The 18,622-nt window shown below is 54.4% G+C and carries 21 protein-coding genes, 1 tRNA gene and 1 rRNA gene; 11 read left to right on the top strand and 12 right to left on the bottom strand.

Translation table 11 applies throughout. From position 1 onward, the window contains the following. Window positions 1-4: 4 nt before the first annotated feature. Window positions 5-880: a LysR family transcriptional regulator AmpR gene (gene ampR, locus F0319_RS15180; protein ID WP_111965405.1), complete on the bottom strand. Its 876-nt coding sequence runs from the start codon at window positions 878-880 to the stop codon at window positions 5-7. 132 nt (window positions 881-1,012) lie between these two features. Between ampR and blaACT the strand changes: the two genes are divergently transcribed. Both blaACT and F0319_RS15170 read left to right on the top strand, forming a co-directional pair. Continuing rightward, entirely contained in the window at window positions 1,013-2,158 is a 1,146-nt protein-coding gene (gene blaACT, locus F0319_RS15175) for an ACT family cephalosporin-hydrolyzing class C beta-lactamase (RefSeq protein WP_149367300.1), read from the top strand. 105 nt (window positions 2,159-2,263) lie between these two features. Beyond that, the gene (locus F0319_RS15170) at window positions 2,264-2,794 is read left to right on the top strand and encodes a lipocalin family protein (protein WP_149367299.1); all 531 of its coding nucleotides are present in this window, start codon (window positions 2,264-2,266) and stop codon (window positions 2,792-2,794) included. On the opposite strand, the gene sugE is transcribed toward F0319_RS15170, so the two are convergent. Beyond that, the gene (gene sugE / locus F0319_RS15165) at window positions 2,791-3,108 is read right to left on the bottom strand and encodes a quaternary ammonium compound efflux SMR transporter SugE (protein WP_006178944.1); all 318 of its coding nucleotides are present in this window, start codon (window positions 3,106-3,108) and stop codon (window positions 2,791-2,793) included. The two genes, F0319_RS15170 and sugE, sit on opposite strands and share 4 nt — an antisense overlap. A gap of 261 nt (window positions 3,109-3,369) precedes the next feature. Between sugE and F0319_RS15160 the strand changes: the two genes are divergently transcribed. Then, window positions 3,370-3,969 carry a helix-turn-helix transcriptional regulator gene (locus tag F0319_RS15160; protein WP_149367298.1) on the top strand — a complete coding sequence of 200 codons (600 nt, stop codon included), beginning with the start codon at window positions 3,370-3,372 and terminating at the stop codon, window positions 3,967-3,969. Window positions 3,970-4,004: 35 nt separating this feature from the next. On the opposite strand, the gene ecnB is transcribed toward F0319_RS15160, so the two are convergent. From ecnB to efp, 3 genes are all read right to left on the bottom strand, one after another. Continuing rightward, entirely contained in the window at window positions 4,005-4,151 is a 147-nt protein-coding gene (gene ecnB / locus F0319_RS15155) for a lipoprotein toxin entericidin B (protein WP_003025482.1), read from the bottom strand. Window positions 4,152-4,259: 108 nt separating this feature from the next. Then, window positions 4,260-4,391: an entericidin A/B family lipoprotein gene (locus tag F0319_RS15150; RefSeq protein ID WP_024907352.1), complete on the bottom strand. Its 132-nt coding sequence runs from the start codon at window positions 4,389-4,391 to the stop codon at window positions 4,260-4,262. 58 nt (window positions 4,392-4,449) lie between these two features. Then, complete coding sequence (efp, locus tag F0319_RS15145) at window positions 4,450-5,016, bottom strand: elongation factor P (RefSeq protein WP_008502940.1); 567 nt, start codon at window positions 5,014-5,016, stop codon at window positions 4,450-4,452. Between the two features lie 40 nt (window positions 5,017-5,056). Between efp and epmB the strand changes: the two genes are divergently transcribed. Beyond that, a complete protein-coding gene (gene epmB, locus F0319_RS15140; protein ID WP_111965409.1) occupies window positions 5,057-6,085 on the top strand; it encodes an EF-P beta-lysylation protein EpmB in 1,029 nt (342 codons plus the stop codon). Window positions 6,086-6,132: 47 nt separating this feature from the next. Here epmB and F0319_RS15135 read toward each other — a convergent pair whose 3' ends face one another. The 3 genes from F0319_RS15135 to F0319_RS15125 form a co-directional block, all read right to left on the bottom strand. Further along, the gene (locus F0319_RS15135) at window positions 6,133-6,486 is read right to left on the bottom strand and encodes a DUF4156 domain-containing protein (protein ID WP_023310115.1); all 354 of its coding nucleotides are present in this window, start codon (window positions 6,484-6,486) and stop codon (window positions 6,133-6,135) included. Window positions 6,487-6,620: 134 nt separating this feature from the next. After that, window positions 6,621-8,264: a chaperonin GroEL gene (gene groL / locus F0319_RS15130; RefSeq protein WP_023310114.1), complete on the bottom strand. Its 1,644-nt coding sequence runs from the start codon at window positions 8,262-8,264 to the stop codon at window positions 6,621-6,623. A 31-nt stretch (window positions 8,265-8,295) separates the two neighbouring features. Further along, the gene (locus tag F0319_RS15125) at window positions 8,296-8,589 is read right to left on the bottom strand and encodes a co-chaperone GroES (protein ID WP_003855929.1); all 294 of its coding nucleotides are present in this window, start codon (window positions 8,587-8,589) and stop codon (window positions 8,296-8,298) included. Window positions 8,590-8,768: 179 nt separating this feature from the next. Here F0319_RS15125 and yjeH point away from each other — a divergent pair, with 179 nt between their 5' ends. Continuing rightward, a complete protein-coding gene (yjeH, locus tag F0319_RS15120; protein WP_149367297.1) occupies window positions 8,769-10,019 on the top strand; it encodes an L-methionine/branched-chain amino acid transporter in 1,251 nt (416 codons plus the stop codon). A gap of 24 nt (window positions 10,020-10,043) precedes the next feature. Here yjeH and F0319_RS15115 read toward each other — a convergent pair whose 3' ends face one another. Next, window positions 10,044-10,508 (bottom strand): FxsA family protein, encoded by a 465-nt coding sequence (locus F0319_RS15115; protein WP_023616652.1) that lies wholly within the window; start codon window positions 10,506-10,508, stop codon window positions 10,044-10,046. A 334-nt stretch (window positions 10,509-10,842) separates the two neighbouring features. Between F0319_RS15115 and aspA the strand changes: the two genes are divergently transcribed. The 5 genes from aspA (at window position 10,843) to F0319_RS15090 (ending at window position 16,425) form a co-directional block, all read left to right on the top strand. Further along, window positions 10,843-12,279 carry an aspartate ammonia-lyase gene (aspA, locus tag F0319_RS15110; protein ID WP_003855923.1) on the top strand — a complete coding sequence of 479 codons (1,437 nt, stop codon included), beginning with the start codon at window positions 10,843-10,845 and terminating at the stop codon, window positions 12,277-12,279. Between the two features lie 115 nt (window positions 12,280-12,394). Then, window positions 12,395-13,696 carry an anaerobic C4-dicarboxylate transporter gene (locus F0319_RS15105; protein WP_024907357.1) on the top strand — a complete coding sequence of 434 codons (1,302 nt, stop codon included), beginning with the start codon at window positions 12,395-12,397 and terminating at the stop codon, window positions 13,694-13,696. A gap of 113 nt (window positions 13,697-13,809) precedes the next feature. Next, window positions 13,810-14,133: a divalent cation tolerance protein CutA gene (gene cutA / locus F0319_RS15100; RefSeq protein ID WP_111965412.1), complete on the top strand. Its 324-nt coding sequence runs from the start codon at window positions 13,810-13,812 to the stop codon at window positions 14,131-14,133. Then, window positions 14,109-15,800, top strand: a complete 1,692-nt coding sequence (locus F0319_RS15095; RefSeq protein WP_149367296.1) for a protein-disulfide reductase DsbD — start codon at window positions 14,109-14,111, stop codon at window positions 15,798-15,800. The genes cutA and F0319_RS15095 overlap by 25 nt, the downstream gene beginning before the upstream one ends. Window positions 15,801-15,849: 49 nt before the next feature. Further along, a complete protein-coding gene (locus F0319_RS15090; protein WP_032643754.1) occupies window positions 15,850-16,425 on the top strand; it encodes a transcriptional regulator in 576 nt (191 codons plus the stop codon). Here F0319_RS15090 and F0319_RS15085 read toward each other — a convergent pair. Together F0319_RS15085 and F0319_RS15080 are read right to left on the bottom strand one after the other, a co-directional pair. Further along, entirely contained in the window at window positions 16,422-17,012 is a 591-nt protein-coding gene (locus F0319_RS15085) for a LysE family translocator (protein ID WP_149367295.1), read from the bottom strand. The two genes, F0319_RS15090 and F0319_RS15085, sit on opposite strands and share 4 nt — an antisense overlap. A 36-nt stretch (window positions 17,013-17,048) precedes the next feature. Continuing rightward, window positions 17,049-17,894: an AraC family transcriptional regulator gene (locus F0319_RS15080; RefSeq protein ID WP_133293614.1), complete on the bottom strand. Its 846-nt coding sequence runs from the start codon at window positions 17,892-17,894 to the stop codon at window positions 17,049-17,051. Window positions 17,895-18,063: 169 nt separating this feature from the next. Between F0319_RS15080 and F0319_RS15075 the strand changes: the two genes are divergently transcribed. Then, window positions 18,064-18,139, top strand: a tRNA-Phe gene (locus tag F0319_RS15075). Between the two features lie 234 nt (window positions 18,140-18,373). Here the strand turns inward: F0319_RS15075 and rrf are convergent. Further along, a 5S ribosomal RNA gene (gene rrf / locus F0319_RS15070) occupies window positions 18,374-18,489 on the bottom strand. Window positions 18,490-18,622: the final 133 nt, after the last annotated feature.

Below are 18,622 nucleotides of genomic sequence, written 5' to 3'. Positions count from 1 at the left end.
GCCTTTATTTCTGCATCTTCCCCACCAGCCACTGGGCAAACTCGCGCATTGCGGGGGTTTCTGCCCGTGACTGTAGTCTTGTCAGCCAGTAGCTGCCGAGGTCAATCTGCGTTGCAAACGGCTGCACGATGCGCTCGCTGCTGAGTAACTGGGTAAACATATCGACAGGCGCAATGGCAATCCCTGTGCCTGCCTGCGCGGCTTCCAGCATGGTGACGGACGAATCAAATACCATTACCCGGTGCGTCGGTGAAGGCGGGTTTTCTCCCGCAGCCCGCATCCAGGCGGTCCACTCGTCGCGCCGGTAAGAGCGCAGGAGGGTAAACTTCAGGACATCTGCAGGGGTGTGCAACGCGGCAGCAATGTCAGGCGTGCAAAGCGGCGCAAGCGGTGCGGGGCAAAGAAACGTAGCTTCCGTGCCGTGCCACGCCCCGCCGCCATAACGAATGGCGTAATCAAGTCCTTCAGCCGCCGGATCGACACGGTTGTTATGGGTGGAAAGCTGAAGATCAATATGCGGATAGCAGCGGCGGAAGTCCGCGAGCTGCGAGAATAACACCCCCGTCGCAAATGTCCCGACCACGCCAATTTTGAGCTTCTCCTGCGCGCGCTGGCTGGCAAAGCGATCCAGCATTCCGGCGATACGATCGAACGAGTCATTCAGCACCGGCAGCAAATTCTCGCCTTCGGTAGTCAACATCAGCCCTCGCGAAACGCGAACGAAAAGCTGGCAGTTAAGGTGCTGCTCCAGCGCCTTTACGTGCTGGCTAATCGCGGAATGGGTGACATTCAGCTCAATAGCGGCATGCGTAAAACTGAGGTGCCTGGCGGCTGCTTCAAACGCCCGCAGGGAGTTCAGAGGAAGATAGCTGCGCGTCATGGTCTCGTCCGTTAGAAAAATTAACAGCTCATGCTAAATTTAACCGTTTGTCAGCCATAGTCAAATCCAACAGACTACAGCGGTCTGACGGGCCCGGACACTCCCTTGAACTGCTATTACGGAAGATAACTGATGATGACAAAATCCCTAAGCTGTGCCCTGCTGCTCAGCGTTGCCAGCTCTGCATTCGCCGCACCGATGTCCGAAAAACAGCTGGCTGAGGTGGTGGAACGTACCGTTACGCCGCTGATGAAAGCGCAGGCCATCCCGGGCATGGCGGTGGCGGTGATTTATCAGGGTCAGCCGCACTACTTTACCTTCGGTAAAGCCGATGTTGCGGCAAACAAAGCTGTCACCCCACAAACCTTGTTCGAACTGGGTTCTATAAGTAAAACCTTCACCGGCGTACTGGGTGGCGATGCCATTGCTCGCGGTGAAATATCGCTCGGCGATCCGGTGACAAAATACTGGCCTGAACTGACGGGCAAGCAGTGGCAGGGCATTCGCATGCTGGAGCTGGCAACCTATACCGCAGGCGGTCTGCCGTTACAGGTACCGGATGAGGTCACGGATAACGCCTCTCTGCTGCGCTTTTATCAAAACTGGCAGCCGCAGTGGAAGCCGGGCACCACGCGTCTTTACGCCAATGCCAGCATCGGTCTTTTTGGCGCGCTGGCGGTTAAACCTTCCGGCATGAGCTATGAGCAGGCCATGACGACGCGGGTCTTTAAGCCGCTCAAGCTGGACAATACCTGGATTAACGTTCCGAAAACGGAAGAGGCGCATTACGCCTGGGGATACCGCGACGGTAAAGCGGTCCACGTTTCGCCAGGAATGCTGGATGCAGAAGCCTATGGCGTAAAAACCAACGTGCAGGATATGGCAAGCTGGGTGATGGTCAACATGAAGCCGGACTCGCTTCAGGATAGTTCACTCAGGAAAGGCATTGCCCTGGCGCAGTCTCGCTACTGGCGCGTGGGGGCCATGTATCAAGGGTTAGGTTGGGAAATGCTTAACTGGCCGGTCGATGCCAAAACCGTGGTTAAAGGTAGCGACAATAAGGTAGCGCTGGCACCGCTGACCGCGAGAGAAGTGAATCCGCCGGCACCGCCGGTCAACGCGTCCTGGGTCCATAAAACAGGCTCAACCGGCGGGTTTGGCAGCTACGTGGCATTTATTCCTGAAAAACAGCTCGGCATTGTGATGCTGGCGAATAAAAGCTATCCGAACCCTGCCCGCGTTGAGGCGGCATACCGTATCCTCGACGCGCTGCAGTAAAACATTGCCGGGTGGCGCTGCGCTTACCCGGCGAAACACACCGCACAAAAACCACATTTTCCTTGCCGTCATCTACACTTAACAAAAAACAGTAAGGAAACTCCTATGCGCATTCTGCCTGTTATCGCCGCGGTGACAACCGCGTTTTTAGTGGTTGCCTGCAGTTCCCCTACCCCACCGCCTGGCGTTACCGTCGTCACGCCTTTTGATGCACAACGCTTCCTTGGTACATGGTATGAAATCGCGCGCCTCGACCACCGGTTTGAGCAGGGCTTAGAGAAGGTCACTGCAAATTATAGCCCGATGGATGATGGTGGTATTCAGGTGATCAACCGGGGCTATAATCCCGATCGGGAGATGTGGCAGCAGTCGATTGGGAAAGCATACTTCACGGGCGACCCGCGACGGGCCGCGCTAAAAGTCTCTTTCTTTGGCCCGTTTTATGGTGGCTATAACGTGATCGCGCTCGACAGAGAGTACCGTCACGCGCTGGTCTGCGGGCCGGATCGCGACTATCTGTGGATACTTTCCCGCACGCCAACTATTTCGTCAGAAATGAAACAGCAGATGCTGGACGTCGCGACCCGGCAAGGGTTTGATGTGTCAAAACTGATCTGGGTAAAACAACCCCATTAATGGGTGCTGAGCTTAAGCCCAATGATCCCCGCTACAATCAAGGCGAGGCTGGCGATACGCGCCAGACTCGCTGACTCTCCCAGTAGCAGAATGCCGGTGATGGCGGCCCCCACCGCACCAATGCCCGTCCAGACGGCATAAGCCGTTCCCACAGGCAGCGAGCGCATCGCCCAGGATAACAGGACAATACTCACGATCATCGCGGTTACGGTAATAACGCTGGGCGTCAGACGGGTAAATCCATGGGTGTACTTGAGACCAATCGCCCACACCACTTCGAGCAGACCGGCAATAAAAAGAATGATCCAGGACATTTCAGGCTCCTTAACTTAATAGAAGTTGGGGCCGTCCCCGGTGAAAGAAACGCTTACGGGTCGTCCCGTAAGGCAGAGATTACGCCCCATATTTTGGTTAGCGTGCTATTTTTTTTCAATCTTTTTTTGCTGAACACGTTAAGGCAAGAAATAGCCGCAGTATGGCGCGTAGTTCCGGCATTTAGCACTCATCCGACTTCTCTATGATGATGTGCTTTCTGATGGCAGGAAGCCAAACCACTAGCCGACTGCGAATATAATATGTTCAAAATTCTCTTGATTGACCGTTGTCACTTCACCCGCACGGGGTTTGAAGCATGGCTCAATCATTCCGGTTTGTTCCCGGGACACTACGTTGTGACCGGGCTGAATAATCTGTTCCTTGCCAGGGAGCACATTCTGCAATGGAAACCCACGCTGGTTATCGCCGATCTGTACGGCTTCAGGCAGGATATTCATCATTTTCAGCAGCTCTCGTCCTTGCTCAACGCCAGTGAACGCTTACCGTTTATTTTGTTGCAATCGGGAGAGGACAGCGGCATGACCGACTGGCTCGGACAGTTCCCGGTCTGGTCGTCGCTGTTGAAAAACGCCAGTCTCGAAGAAGTGGCAACGACTATAAACGACGCATTAACCTCGCGCTCATGCGCTGAAAGGCCCACGGCAGCCGCCCCGTTGCTGACCCGGCAGGAAGAGAAAGTGCTGACATTGTGGATGGACGGCGCGAGCAATCAAAAGATTGCTGCTCACCTGAGTATCAACGGAAAAACGGTCTATACCTATAAACGTAATATCCGCATGAAATTGCATATGGATACGCGTTTTTCTCCGTTCTTATCCCTGCAGGAATCAAAAAGCTGACGGTACGAAACGGCTGGTCTCGTACCGTGTGTTAATTACTGCTGAGCTTTAGTTGCCGCACCAGAGATTGCGCTACCACCTTCAGAAATATCCTGACCAACGCCACGCGTGGTATTACAGGCTGTTAATACTGAAGAAAGTACCAGGACTGAAAAGATCGCTGCAATTGTCTTCTTAACCATAATATCTTCCTTTTATAGCCAAAGTTGTTTTGTGTATAGCAACTTAAGGATAGACAAGATCCCGCCGGATGACGGAAAAGGAAGCCTTTTTAGGAAAATTAGACGAACTTAGCTGGCGGCGTGAGAAATAATATGACCGAGATCCTGGATATCTTGTCCCATTCCACGCGTGGTGTTACAGCCGGAAAGCAATGCACTGGAAAGTGCTAACAGAAGCAGAATTTTAACGGTACGTTTCATCATCCCTGCCTGCAAAAATCAGGCGCAGCGGGCGCTGCGCCTTCAATCATGACGTAAATTACTTCACGCGGGACACGTATTCGCCGGAGCGGGTATCCACTTTGATCACTTCGCCAGTCTGTACGAACAGTGGAACTTTAACCACTGCGCCGGTAGACAGTTTGGCTGGTTTACCGCCGGTACCTGCGGTATCACCTTTCAGACCTGGATCGGTTTCAACGATTTCCAGTTCTACGAAGTTTGGTGGGGTCACAGCGATAGGCTGACCGTTCCACAGGGTTACGATGCACTCAGCCTGGTCCAGCAGCCATTTAGCGCTATCACCTACCGCTTTCTCATCAGCAGACAGCTGTTCGAAAGTGGAGTTGTTCATGAAATGCCAGAACTCGCCATCGTTGTACAGATAGGTCAGGTTCATATCAACAACATCAGCGCCTTCAGCGGAGTCAGTAGACTTGAAGGTTTTCTCAACACGGGTACCGGTCAGCAGACGGCGCAGCTTAACGCGTGCGAATGCCTGGCCTTTACCTGGTTTAACGAATTCGCTGGCTTCAACCGCGTACGGTTCGCCGTCCATCATGATTTTAAGACCAGCACGAAAATCGTTGCTATAGTACGTTGCCATAAGGCCCTCTAAATTTGTTAACTGGTAGCTAAGCCACAAAATGGCGCATATTGTAACCCTAAACACCCCGTCCAGAGAAGATTGGTTATCGCAACTTGCCGATGTAATCACCAGTCCTGATGAATTGCTGCGTCTTTTAGACCTCGATCAGCACCCAGAGTTGCTTGCCGGCCGCGAGGCAAAGCGCCTTTTCGCCCTGCGCGTTCCCCGTGCGTTTGTGGCGCGGATGGAGAAAGGCAACCCCGACGATCCGCTATTAAAACAAACGCTTACTTCGCAGGATGAGTTTATCACCGCGCCGGGATACAGCACCGATCCGCTGGAAGAGCAGAACAGCGTGGTGCCTGGTTTACTGCACAAATATCTCAACCGTGCCCTGCTGCTGGTAAAGGGCGGCTGCGCGGTAAATTGTCGTTATTGCTTCCGTCGGCACTTCCCGTATGCCGAAAACCAGGGCAATAAACGCAACTGGCAGGTCGCGCTGGACTATATTGCCGCCCATTCAGAGCTGGATGAGATTATTTTTTCCGGAGGCGATCCGCTGATGGCAAAAGATCACGAGCTGGACTGGCTGCTGACACAGCTGGAAGCCATCCCGCACATTAAACGTCTGCGCATTCATAGCCGTTTGCCGATTGTTATTCCCGCGCGGATCACCGACGGACTGGTGTCACGCCTGGAGCAGTCAAGATTGCAGGTGCTGCTGGTGAACCATATCAACCACGGGAACGAAATTGACGATGATTTTCGCGCGGCGATGGCGCGTCTGCGTAAAGCGGGCGTAACGCTGCTGAACCAGAGCGTGCTGCTGCGCGGCGTGAATGACAGCGCCCGCGTGCTGGCTGACCTGAGTAACGCCCTGTTTGATGCGGGCGTGATGCCCTATTACCTGCACGTGCTGGATCGCGTTCAGGGCGCGGCCCATTTCATGGTGACGGATGAAGAAGCCCGGCAGATTATGCGCGAACTGTTAACGCTGGTTTCAGGCTATATGGTGCCGAAGCTGGCACGGGAGATTGGCGGAGAGCCGAGCAAGACGCCGCTGGACTTGCAGCTGCGACAGCACTAGTTTCCCCTCACCCTAACCCTCTCCCACAGGGAGAGGGAAAAAGGCAATCAGTTCGGGCACTTGTAGACCTGGCCGTTCATCTGGCTGGCGGTCGGCACGAAGCTGGACAGCATACTCTGCGTTGGACTGCTCACGCCGTAAATCACGTTCCCGCCCATTGCCGCAGCCTGGTTACGCAGGGCATTCGCCGCACCGCGCATCGAGCCACCTTCTTCGCCATGCTGACCTGACATCCAGTTGCTTTGCTCACCGGTTGCCGTGCCTAACAGCTGGCATTCACTGCCAGGCTTATCTTCCACAAAGCGAACGCCCTGGCCCGCTGCCGACAGCTCATTGCTGGAGCTACAACCCGCCAGCAGCAATGCTGCCCCTACAATCCCTGCACAGACTTTTACGCGCATGTTATTCCTCGTTTTCAATAAGCTGGACAGTAGTTGTCCGTGTGTAAATCTTATACCTAAAAGATGACCAAAAGAAAAACCCCCGAGCATTTCTGCCCGGGGGTTTTTCACATTCTACGACGTAGAGCGCACGATTACATCATGCCGCCCATACCGCCCATGCCGCCCATACCAGCAGCACCTAAGTCAGGCGCATCGCCTTTAGGCAGGTCGGTCACCATGCATTCGGTGGTGATCATCAGACCAGCAACAGAGGCCGCATACTGCAGAGCAGAACGGGTCACTTTAGTTGGATCCAGGATACCGAAGTCGATCATGTTGCCGTATTCTTCAGTTGCTGCGTTGTAACCGTAGTTACCTTCGCCCGCTTTCACGTTGTTCGCAACCACAGATGGCTCTTCACCGGCGTTAGAAACGATCTGACGCAGAGGGGCTTCCATTGCGCGCAGCGCAACTTTGATACCTACGTTCTGGTCTTCGTTCTGAGCGGTCAGGCCAGCCAGTTTAGCGGCAACACGCACCAGCGCGACACCACCACCAGCAACCACGCCTTCTTCTACCGCAGCACGGGTCGCGTGCAGAGCATCGTCAACGCGTGCTTTTTTCTCTTTCATTTCAACTTCGGTAGCAGCACCGACTTTGATTACCGCAACGCCGCCTGCCAGTTTCGCTACGCGCTCCTGCAGTTTTTCACGGTCGTAATCAGAAGTCGCTTCTTCGATCTGCTTACGGATCTGACCAACGCGGCCCTGAATAGCGGCTTCTTCACCCACGCCATCGATGATGGTGGTGGTGTCTTTGTTGATCACAACGCGTTTCGCCTGGCCCAGGTCTTCCAGGGTCGCTTTTTCCAGCTCCATACCGATCTCTTCAGAGATCACGGTACCGCCAGTCAGGGTAGCGATATCCTGCAGCATCGCTTTACGGCGATCGCCGAAGCCAGGTGCTTTAACCGCAGCCACTTTCACGATACCGCGCATGGTGTTAACCACCAGGGTCGCCAGCGCTTCGCCTTCAACGTCTTCAGCGATGATAACCAGAGGCTTGCCTGCTTTCGCAACGGCTTCCAGTACTGGCAGCATTTCGCGGATGTTGGAGATTTTCTTATCAGCCAGCAGGATGAACGGGCTTTCCAGCTCAACAGCGCCAGTTTCTGGCTTGTTGATGAAGTATGGGGACAGGTAACCGCGGTCGAACTGCATACCTTCTACCACGTCCAGTTCGTCTTCCAGACCGGTACCGTCTTCAACGGTTATTACGCCTTCTTTACCGACTTTGTCCATCGCTTCAGCGATCAGTTTACCTACGGTTTCGTCGGAGTTAGCGGAGATAGTACCAACCTGAGCAATGGCTTTAGAGTCAGAGCACGGTACGGACAGCGCCTTCAGTTCTTCAACAGCGGAGGCGACAGCTTTGTCGATACCACGTTTCAGATCCATTGGGTTCATGCCCGCAGCAACGGCTTTCAGACCTTCGGTGATGATCGCCTGCGCCAGAACGGTCGCGGTGGTGGTACCGTCGCCTGCAGCGTCGTTCGCTTTAGAGGCAACTTCTTTCACCATCTGCGCACCCATGTTTTCGAACTTGTCTTCCAGCTCGATTTCACGTGCTACAGAAACACCATCTTTGGTGATGGTTGGCGCGCCGAAGGATTTATCCAGCACTACGTTGCGGCCTTTCGGGCCCAGGGTCACTTTAACTGCATCTGCCAGTACGTTTACGCCGCGGAGCATTTTTACACGAGCGTCGTTACCGAATTTTACGTCTTTAGCTGCCATGTTCTTATTTCCTCAAATTCTCGTGCGTAAATTACGCTTCAACAATTGCCAGAATGTCGCTCTCGGACATGATCAACACTTCTTCATTGTCGATCTTCTCGGATTTCACGCCGTAGCCATCGTTGAAAATTACGATGTCACCAACTTTAACGTCCAGCGGCTGCACAGTTCCGTTTTCCAGGATGCGGCCCTTACCGACAGCGATGATTTCGCCACGCGTTGATTTGGCTGCTGCAGAACCGGTCAGAACGATGCCGCCAGCAGACTTGGTTTCAACTTCTTTACGTTTGACGATCACACGATCATGTAACGGACGAATACTCATTGATAGCTCTCCTTTGAGAAAGTCATTATCAGTTATGGATGACGCCGGCCCGCATGCGGTTTTCCGACTAGTGCCCTGAGAGATGGGGATAGCTTTTTACCCCTTCAAGGGGGAGTTGAAAAAAAAATTTGCGAAAGTGTTACCATCGCCTCTCTTTTGGTACTGGCAGGGCGATGTCAATGAGTGGACTCAAGCAGGAGCTGGGGCTGGCGCAGGGCGTCGGACTGCTCTCAACCTCCTTGTTAGGTACGGGCGTGTTTGCCGTACCCGCACTGGCGGCGCTGGTGGCTGGAAATAACAGCCTGTGGGCGTGGCCGGCGCTGATTGTATTGGTTTTCCCGATTGCCATTGTGTTTGCCATCCTGGGGCGGCATTTCCCCAGCGCGGGCGGCGTGGCGCACTTTGTCGGACTGGCCTTTGGCCCGCGGCTGCAGCGTGTAACCGGCTGGCTGTTTCTCTCCGTCATTCCGGTTGGCCTTCCTGCGGCGTTGCATATTGCGACCGGATTTGGTCAGGCGCTGTTTGGCTGGCATAACGAGCAGTTATTGCTGGCCGAGCTGGGTACGCTGGCAATCGTCTGGTGGGTGGGCTCTCGCGGCGCCAGTTCGAGCGCCAACCTGCAGACGCTGGTTGCGGTGCTGATTGTCGCGCTCGTTGTCGCTATCTGGTGGGCGGGCGATATCACCGTAAAGGAGATTCCCTTCCCGGCGGTAACAGACGTCGACCACGCGCAGCTTTTTGCCGCACTCTCCGTCATGTTCTGGTGTTTTGTCGGTCTGGAAGCCTTTGCCCATCTGGCCTCTGAATTTAAGCAGCCTGAACGTGATTTCCCCCGCGCCCTGATGATAGGCCTGCTGCTGGCTGGCACGGTCTATTGGGCGTGTACCGTGCTGGTCTTACACTTCCACGCGTTCGGAGCGGATCTCGCCGCCGCGGCATCGCTGCCGGGTATCGTGGTTGATCTGTTTGGTGTGAAGGCGCTGTGGATAGCCTGCGTCATCGGCTATCTGGCCTGTTTTGCCAGCCTCAATATTTATATCCAGAGCTTTGCCCGTCTGGTGTGGTCGCAGGCGCTCGACAAACCTGAGAATCTCCTCGCGCGCCTGTCTAAACGCCAGCTTCCGCTTAATGCCCTGAATGCCGTACTGGGCTGCTGCGTGGTGAGCACGCTCTGTATTTACGCACTGAAGATTAATCTGGACGCGCTGATCGTTTACGCCAACGGCATTTTCATCATGATCTACCTGCTGTGCATGCTGGCGGGATGTCGTTTGCTAAAAGGTCGCTATAAAGCTCTGGCGGTCGTCGGGGGTGTGCTTTGCCTGCTGCTGCTGGCGATGGTGGGCTGGAAGAGTTTGTACTCAATTATCATGCTGACAGGGCTGTGGGTGTTTTTGCCGAAGCGCGGTGCGCTCCCGGAGGCCCGGTAAGCGAAGCGCCACCGGGCAACAAAATCACCGATCGTCTTTATGGTCTAAACGGTCGTGCTGTTCATCCTTACGCTGATACTCCCCTTCGAAGGTATCGCCCGGTCCGGTGCTAAATCCGCCCCCCGGCATTCGGCTAAAGCGCAGATGCGGCAGCAGCTTCATGGTCAGGTGTTTTTGCACCGGCGGCAGAAGCAGCAGAAGGCCAAGGAAGTCGGTAAAGAACCCCGGCAGAATCAGCAGCAGCCCCGCAATAATCAATGACACGCTTTTGATCATCTCTTCCGCGGGGCTTTCCCCTGCGGCCATCTTCTGCTGCATTATCAGGAAATTTTTGAAACCCTGATTACGCACCAGCGACATGCCGATGACGGAGGTGAAAATCACCAGAATCAGCGTCAGCAGGACGCCCAACACATGGGCAACCTGGATGAAAATGGAAATCTCAATGTAAACATAGAGGAAGAAAGCAATAAACGGTATCCAGCGCACTGGCATCTCCTGTATGGCAAGGGCCGTCGGCCCCTGTCTGAATGTGTTCGCGACGCGCGTTTGTATGAAATGGTGACGGTTAGCGAAAATTCAATCAGTTTGCACGGATATTTTTTTTGGAAATTTTAAAGCGGTGACCCATTTCACAGATTAATAATTATCATGGAATCGGCTCGATAATAAGTGATCCAGCTTACGGCAATTCGCTATCATCAGCATATGATCTCGAGCATCTGGCTGATTGAGGGAATAATCGTCGGCCAGAAAATATTCAAAACCACATAAATACTGTGTGTTTAGTACAATCCATCGGCAGCTTGAAAAGAAGGTTCACATGTTAAACAACATTCGTATCGAAGAAGACTTGTTGGGTACCAGGGAAGTTCCAGCGGATGCCTACTACGGTGTCCACACTCTGAGAGCGATTGAAAACTTCTACATCAGCAACAGCAAAATCAGCGACATCCCTGAGTTTGTCCGTGGCATGGTGATGGTGAAGAAAGCCGCAGCCCTGGCCAACAAAGAGCTGCAAACCATTCCTAAAAGCGCGGCAAATGCGATTATCGCAGCCTGCGATGAAGTGCTGAACAACGGCAAATGCATGGACCAGTTCCCGGTTGACGTCTATCAGGGCGGCGCGGGCACCTCCGTCAACATGAATACTAACGAAGTACTGGCAAACATTGGCCTGGAGCTGATGGGTCACCAGAAAGGTGAATACCAGTACCTGAACCCGAACGACCACGTTAACAAATGCCAGTCCACCAACGACGCCTACCCAACCGGCTTCCGTATTGCGGTGTATGCCTCCGTAGTGAAACTGGTGGATGCAATCAACCAACTGGGTGATGGCTTCCAGCGTAAAGCGGTTGAGTTCCAGGACATCCTGAAAATGGGTCGTACCCAGTTGCAGGATGCGGTGCCGATGACCCTCGGCCAGGAATTCCACGCGTTTAACGTACTGCTGAACGAAGAGACCAAAAACCTGCTGCGCACCTCCGAGCTGCTTCTGGAAGTGAACCTGGGCGCCACCGCCATCGGTACGCGTCTGAACACCCCGGATGGCTATCAGCAGCTGGCGGTACAGAAACTGGCTGAAGTGTCTAACCTGCCGGTTGTGCCTGCAGAAGACCTGATTGAAGCCACCTCCGACTGCGGCGCCTACGTCATGGTACACAGCGCGCTGAAACGTCTGGCAGTGAAACTGTCCAAAATCTGTAACGACCTGCGCCTGCTCTCTTCCGGTCCGCGCGCTGGCCTGAATGAAATCAACCTGCCAGAGCTGCAGGCCGGTTCATCCATCATGCCGGCCAAGGTGAACCCGGTGGTGCCAGAAGTGGTGAACCAGGTTTGCTTCAAAGTCATCGGTAACGATACGACCGTGACCATGGCCTCTGAAGCGGGTCAGCTGCAGCTGAACGTGATGGAGCCGGTGATTGGCCAGGCGATGTTTGAATCTATCCACATCCTGACGAACGCCTGCTACAACCTGCTGGAAAAATGCATTAACGGCATCACGGCCAATAAAGAAGTCTGTGAAGGTTATGTCTACAACTCCATCGGGATCGTCACCTACCTCAACCCGTTCATCGGTCACCACAACGGCGACATCGTCGGTAAGATTTGTGCCGAAACCGGTAAGAGTGTACGTGAAGTAGTACTGGAGCGCGGGCTGTTGACCGAAGCCGAGCTGGACGATATCTTCTCGGCCCAAAACCTGATGCACCCGGCATATAAAGCGAAACGATATACCGATGAAAGCGAACAGTAACCGTTCAGGCTAGGCTTCTTAAGGCACGTCACTTGTGACGTGCCTTTTTTCTTTTTAGGCGTTACCAAAATAAAACAATTCAATATCAACTTGTTAATAAGCAAGGCAGGTCCTTATGTTTGGAGCAGAACTCGTCATCGTCTTGTTGGCGATTTATTTGGGAGCACGACTCGGGGGTATCGGCATCGGTTTTGCCGGCGGTCTTGGAGTGCTCGTTCTTACCCTTATCTTTCAGATTAAACCCGGCGCTATACCGTTCGACGTTATCGAAATCATCATGGCTGTTATTGCCGCTATTGCCGCCATGCAGGTGGCAGGCGGTATGGACTACCTGGTAAGCCTGGCGGAGCGTATGCTGCGCCGCCATCCAAAATACATTACCTTCCTTGCTCCGCTGGTGACATGGTTTATGACCATTCTCGCCGGTACTGGCCACACCGCTTTCTCCACGTTACCGGTGATTACCGAAGTGGCGAAAGAACAGGGTATCCGTCCGTCGCGTCCGCTCTCCATTGCGGTCGTCGCGTCCCAGATCGCCATTACCGCCTCACCGATTTCCGCGGCGGTGGTCTTCTTCGCCGGTATCCTTGAGCCGATGGGCGTGAGCTACCTGACGCTGCTGGCGATCTGTATCCCGGTGACGCTGATCGCGGTGATGATTACCGCCGTGCTGTGTAACTTCCTCGGCGCTGAACTGAAAGACGATCCGGTTTATCAGGAGCGTCTGGCAAAAGGTGAAGTGAGCCTGCGCGGCAGTCAGGTCTTCGAACTGAAGCCACACGCGAAACGCTCCGTGCTGCTGTTCCTGATTGGTATCGTTGCCGTCATGTTCTACGCGACCGCCATCAGCGATACCGTAGGTCTGATCCAGAACCCGGTACTGCCGCGTAACGAAGCGATTGTCGTGTTTATGCTGACCATCGCCACGCTGATTAGCATCACCTGTAAAATTGATACCAGCGAAGTGCTGAACGCCAGCACCTTTAAATCTGGTATGAGCGCCTGCGTGTGCGTGCTGGGGGTGGCGTGGCTCGGTGATACCTTTGTGAAAGCGCACATCAGCGACATTCAGACCGTGGCCGGGGACCTGCTGCACAACTATCCATGGCTGCTGGCGGTCGTGCTGTTCTTTGCTGCGACCCTGCTTTACTCTCAGGCCGCGACCACCAAAGCGCTGATGCCTGCGGCACTGATGCTGGGCGTAACGCCATTGACCGCCATCGCCTCGTTTGCTGCTGTCTCCGCCCTGTTCGTGCTGCCTACCTACCCAACCCTGCTGGCGGCGGTAGAGATGGATGACACCGGCTCAACCCGTATCGGTAAGTATGTGTTTAACCATGCGTTCCTGATCCCGGGCGTGGTCGCCATTTCACTTTGCGTGATCCTCGGCTTTATCATCGGTGGCGTGGTGCTGTAAACCGCTCCCGGTTGTAAAAATAGTTAAAATCGGGCCGCTCTGCGGCCCGTTTCATTAATGACCAACCGCCTTGCGTGATATAGTTAAACCTTTCGTGATGAGGAGGTCGACTTGTGAACACGCCTGATGCTGTTGTCGTACTTTGTACCGCCCCTGATGAAGCCTCTGCCCAGGATCTCGCCGCTAAAGTGCTGGCCGAAAAACTGGCAGCCTGCGTTACGCTCCTCCCCGGTGCCACCTCTCTTTACTATTGGGAAGGTAAGCTGGAGCAAGAGTACGAGGTCCAGATGTTGCTCAAAACCAATCTGGCAAATCAGCAGGCACTCCTGGATTGCCTCAAATCTCATCATCCTTACCAAACCCCGGAGCTGCTGGTGGTGCCAGTGGTTCATGGCGATAACGACTATCTCTCATGGCTCAACGCTTCCTTACGCTGATTCTGCTGCTGTGCAGCACATCAGTAATTGCCGGGTTATTTGACGCGCCCGGCCGTTCGAACTTCATCCCTGCCGACCAGGCGTTTGTTTTCGATTTTCAGCAAAACCAGCATGACCTTACGCTCAACTGGCAGGTGAAAGAGGGCTATTACCTCTATCGCAAGCAGGTGAGCATTACGCCTGCTCAGGCCAGCGTAGGCGCATTACAGATGCCCGCTGGCGAGTGGCATGAAGATGAGTTTTACGGCAAAAGCGAGATCTATCGCCAGCGCCTGAACGTGCCTGTTACGGTGAATCAGGCGGATAAAGGCGCGACGCTGACGGTGACCTATCAGGGGTGCGCGGATGCCGGATTCTGCTATCCGCCGGAAACGAAGGTTGTTCCGCTCAGCGAAGTGAAAGCGGCTGCTGCAGTTTCCCCTCTCCCCTCGGACGAGAAGAGCGAAGACCGCGCAGACCTTCCATTCTCGGCGCTCTGGGCCTTCCTGATTGGGATTGGCATTGCCTTTACACCCTGCGTGCTGCCCATGTATCCGCTCATCTCTGGCATTGTGCTGGGCGGCAAACAGCGCCTTTCCACAGCCCGCGCGCTGCTGCTGGCCTTAATTTACGTGCAGGGTATGGCATTGACCTACACGGCCCTTGGACTTGTGGTTGCCGCTGCCGGGTTACAGTTCCAGGCCGCACTGCAGCACCCTTATGTGCTGATTGGCCTGTCGGCGATATTTATCCTGCTGGCGCTGTCGATGTTTGGCCTGTTCACGCTGCAGTTGCCCTCCTCGCTGCAAACCCGCTTAACGCTGATGAGTAATCGCCAGCAGGGTGGTTCGGCAGGCGGCGTGTTCGCAATGGGTGCCATTGCCGGGCTGATTTGTTCCCCTTGCACCACCGCGCCGCTTAGCGCCATCCTGCTCTATATCGCCCAGAGCGGAAACATGTGGCTCGGCGGCGGAACGTTGTACCTGTATGCCCTGGGCATGGGTCTGCCGCTGATTCTGGTCACGGTTTTCGGCAATCGACTGCTGCCGAAGAGCGGCCCGTGGATGGAAACGGTGAAAACCGCATTTGGCTTTGTCATTCTGGCACTGCCGGTGTTCCTGCTGGAGCGTATCATCGGTGACGTCTGGGGTATGCGCCTGTGGGCAATGCTCGGGGTAGCGTTCTTTACCTGGGCGTTTATCGTCAGCCTGGGGGCGAAAAAAGCGTGGATGCGTCTGGTACAAATCCTGCTGCTGGCTGCCGCGCTGGTAAGCGTGCGTCCTCTTCAGGACTGGGCGTTCGGCTCGCCGGTCGGCCAGACGCAGGCGCATTTGAACTTCATCCAGATTAAGAACGTTGATGAGCTCAGCAGCGCGCTCGTACAGGCAAAAGGCAAACCGGTGATGCTCGATCTCTATGCCGACTGGTGCGTCGCCTGCAAAGAGTTTGAAAAATACACCTTTAGCGATCCACAGGTGCAAAATGCCCTGAAAGAGACTGTTCTGCTCCAGGCAAACGTGACAGCCAACAATGCACAGGATAAGGCTCTGCTGAAGCAGCTTAACGTCCTCGGACTGCCAACCATTCTTTTCTTCAATCAACAGGGCCAGGAGCAGCCAGAAAAGCGTGTAACCGGGTTTATGGATGCAGCGGCATTTAGCGCGCATTTGCGCAATCGCCAACCGTAAACAACACTTTAAACGGGACAAACCGTTGGGAATAGCGGAGGAGATAACCGTGCAACGTGAAGACGTACTGGGACAAGCCCTGCAATTACTTGAGATTCAAGGGATCGCCAGCACCACGCTTGAGATGGTAGCCGACCGTATCGATTACCCCCTGGATGAACTTAAGCGCTTCTGGCCGGATAAAGAGGCGCTACTCTATGATGCCCTGCGCTATCTCAGCCAGCAGGTTGATATCTGGCGCAGGCAGCTGATGCTGAATGAAGAACTGACTGCGGAGCAGAAGCTGCTGGCGCGCTATACCGCCCTGACGGAATGTGTCAGCAACAACCGGTACCCGGGTTGTCTGTTTATCGCCGCCTGCACTTATTTTCCCGACCCTGGGCATCCTATCCACCAGTTAGCAGATCAGCAAAAGCGGGCGGCTCATGACTTCACCCATGAGCTGTTGACCACCCTGGAAGTCGACGATCCGGCGATGGTGGCGAAGCAGATGGAACTGGTGCTGGAAGGTTGCCTCAGCCGCATGCTGGTAAACCGTAGCCAGGCCGATGTGGATACAGCGCACCGCCTGGCGGAAGATATTTTGCGATTTGCTCAGTGCCGTATGGGCGGGGCGCTGACCTAAGCCAGCATGCCAGCCCAGGCAGAGACGAGAAGACACAGCGCCATCAGGCGTTGAAACCGCACCATCGCTACGGTGGTGCGAAAAATTCGGTTAACCGCTTTACCCAGCCACGCCCAGCACATCAAACAGGCTATTGAGATCAGCAGAAACCATAGCGCCATTAGCGCAATATCCCGCAATGCCTGATCGCCAGCAGGAGCAAACAGACTGACGACGGCCAGCGCCATCATCCAGGTTTTAGGGTTCACGATCTGCAGCAGTGCAGCCGCCTGAGCGGTAAATCGGATATGGTTCTCAGCGCAGAGACGAGCGGCTGGGGCGCGAAACAGCTGCCAGCTCATCCAGCTTAGCCACAGCACGCCTGTCCAGTTCATGAGCTGACGTATTAGAGGATACTGACTCAGCACTTCCCCTGCGCCGGCGCCTGATATCAGCACAATCGCACTGGCCGCGATACACCCGCCCAGAATAGCTGGTACGGTATTTTTAACGCCAAAGTGCTGGCTGTTCGTCAGCACCAGAATATTAGTAGGCCCCGGCGTAATGGAGGCGACAAACGCGAACAACAGAAAGGGTATCAAACTCACAGGTGGCTCCTTTTTATTAGAGCCATGAATGTGCCGCTATTTTTTGGAAACGTCTGGAAGGTTTGTGCACAACCTGCGGTAGTGTGCAGGAGAGATACGGTAAGCCCGCTGAAACCAGCGCCCCAGATGGCTTTGATCGGCAAATCCCACTGCGGCAGCCACATCAACAGGCTGGTCGCCACACGCAAGCAACTGTCGGGCCTTTGCCAGACGCAGTTGAATAAGCCATGCGTGAGGCGCCAGGTTGAACTCGCGCTTAAAACAGCGCGTCAGGGTGAAGCGATCGGTGCCCGTCTCGCGCGCAAGGTCTGATAGCCCTACGTTCTCGCCGATATGAGCATAGAGATAGTCGCGCGCACGGTACGCCACGGCAGCACTTTGTAACTGCGACGGCAGCTTTTTACGCCAGTGGCAATGGGCGGTGATGCGGGAGAGCAGATTATCCATTGCGCTCTGCTGAACGATCTTCAACTCATTATTATGCAGGGTGGAAAATGTCTCGCCGATAGCGCGCACCAGCTGCGGCTCCCGCGTCAACGTTTGGGCAAAGTGGAGTGAATAACTCCCGGGAGTAGATTCGTAAAGCCCCTGTAGCGCACGGATAAGCCAGCGCTCATCAAGATAGAAGGTCAGATAGGTAAAACCACCCTCTACAGGCGCATCTCCGTCGTGGATTTCACCAGGCTCGAGGAGGAAAGCGTCGCCCGGCTGGCTGCGATGACGCTCACGGCGGCAGTGAAACTGCTGCGTGCCGGAGAGGGTTATCCCTACCAGGTAGCTATCGTGCCAGTGCGGATCAAATGCATGCCCTTCGAAATGCGCTTTAATCGTCTCAATACCCGTATCTGCATGCTGACGCAGTTCAAGCCAGTCATTCACCATACTGCCCTCCTCTTACTATCAGCATTGCCGTATTACACTGGTTCTGTCTGGAAGATTTGTGCATTTTCGCGGCGAAAGCGGACAGATTGCCGTAAACTTAAGCAGTTGAACAGCTTTTCCCGAAATAATGTTGACGATAGAGCGTGATTGCGGTTTAATGCGCTCCGTTGCCCGGATAGCTCAGTCGGTAGAGCAGGGGATTGAAAATCCCCGTGTCCTTGGTTCGATTCCGAGTCCGGGCACCACTATTTAAAGAACCCAGCCTATGGCTGGGTTTTTGCTTTTCTGCGTTTATAAATCTCTTCTTTGTATTCTTGTTTCTCTTTGTCGTGGGATCGTGCGGTCTGTATTGCCAATTTGCAGCTTTACCTTATCGGGCCTACTAAACCCGTAGATCCGGCAAGTGCAGCGACACCGGTTTTTTCTGAGCACAAAGCAAAAAACCCCGCACCTTTCGGTACGGGGTTCTTATGTTTGATGCCTGGCAGTTCCCTACTCTCACATGGGGAGACCCCACACTACCATCGGCGCTACGGCGTTTCACTTCTGAGTTCGGCATGGGGTCAGGTGGGACCACCGCGCTAAAGCCGCCAGGCAAATTCTGTTAATCTGTATCAAAGCTGAAAATATCGTGTCTCTTCGCCAAAACACCTTCGGCGTTGTAAGGTTAAGCCTCACGGTTCATTAGTATCGGTTAGCTCAACGCATCGCTGCGCTTACACACCCGA

The organism is Enterobacter vonholyi, from assembly GCF_008364555.1.
Classification (GTDB): Bacteria; Pseudomonadota; Gammaproteobacteria; order Enterobacterales; family Enterobacteriaceae; genus Enterobacter; species Enterobacter vonholyi.
The sequence above is the reverse complement of the archived record's forward strand: the minus strand, read 5'-3'. Positions and strand labels throughout refer to the sequence as shown.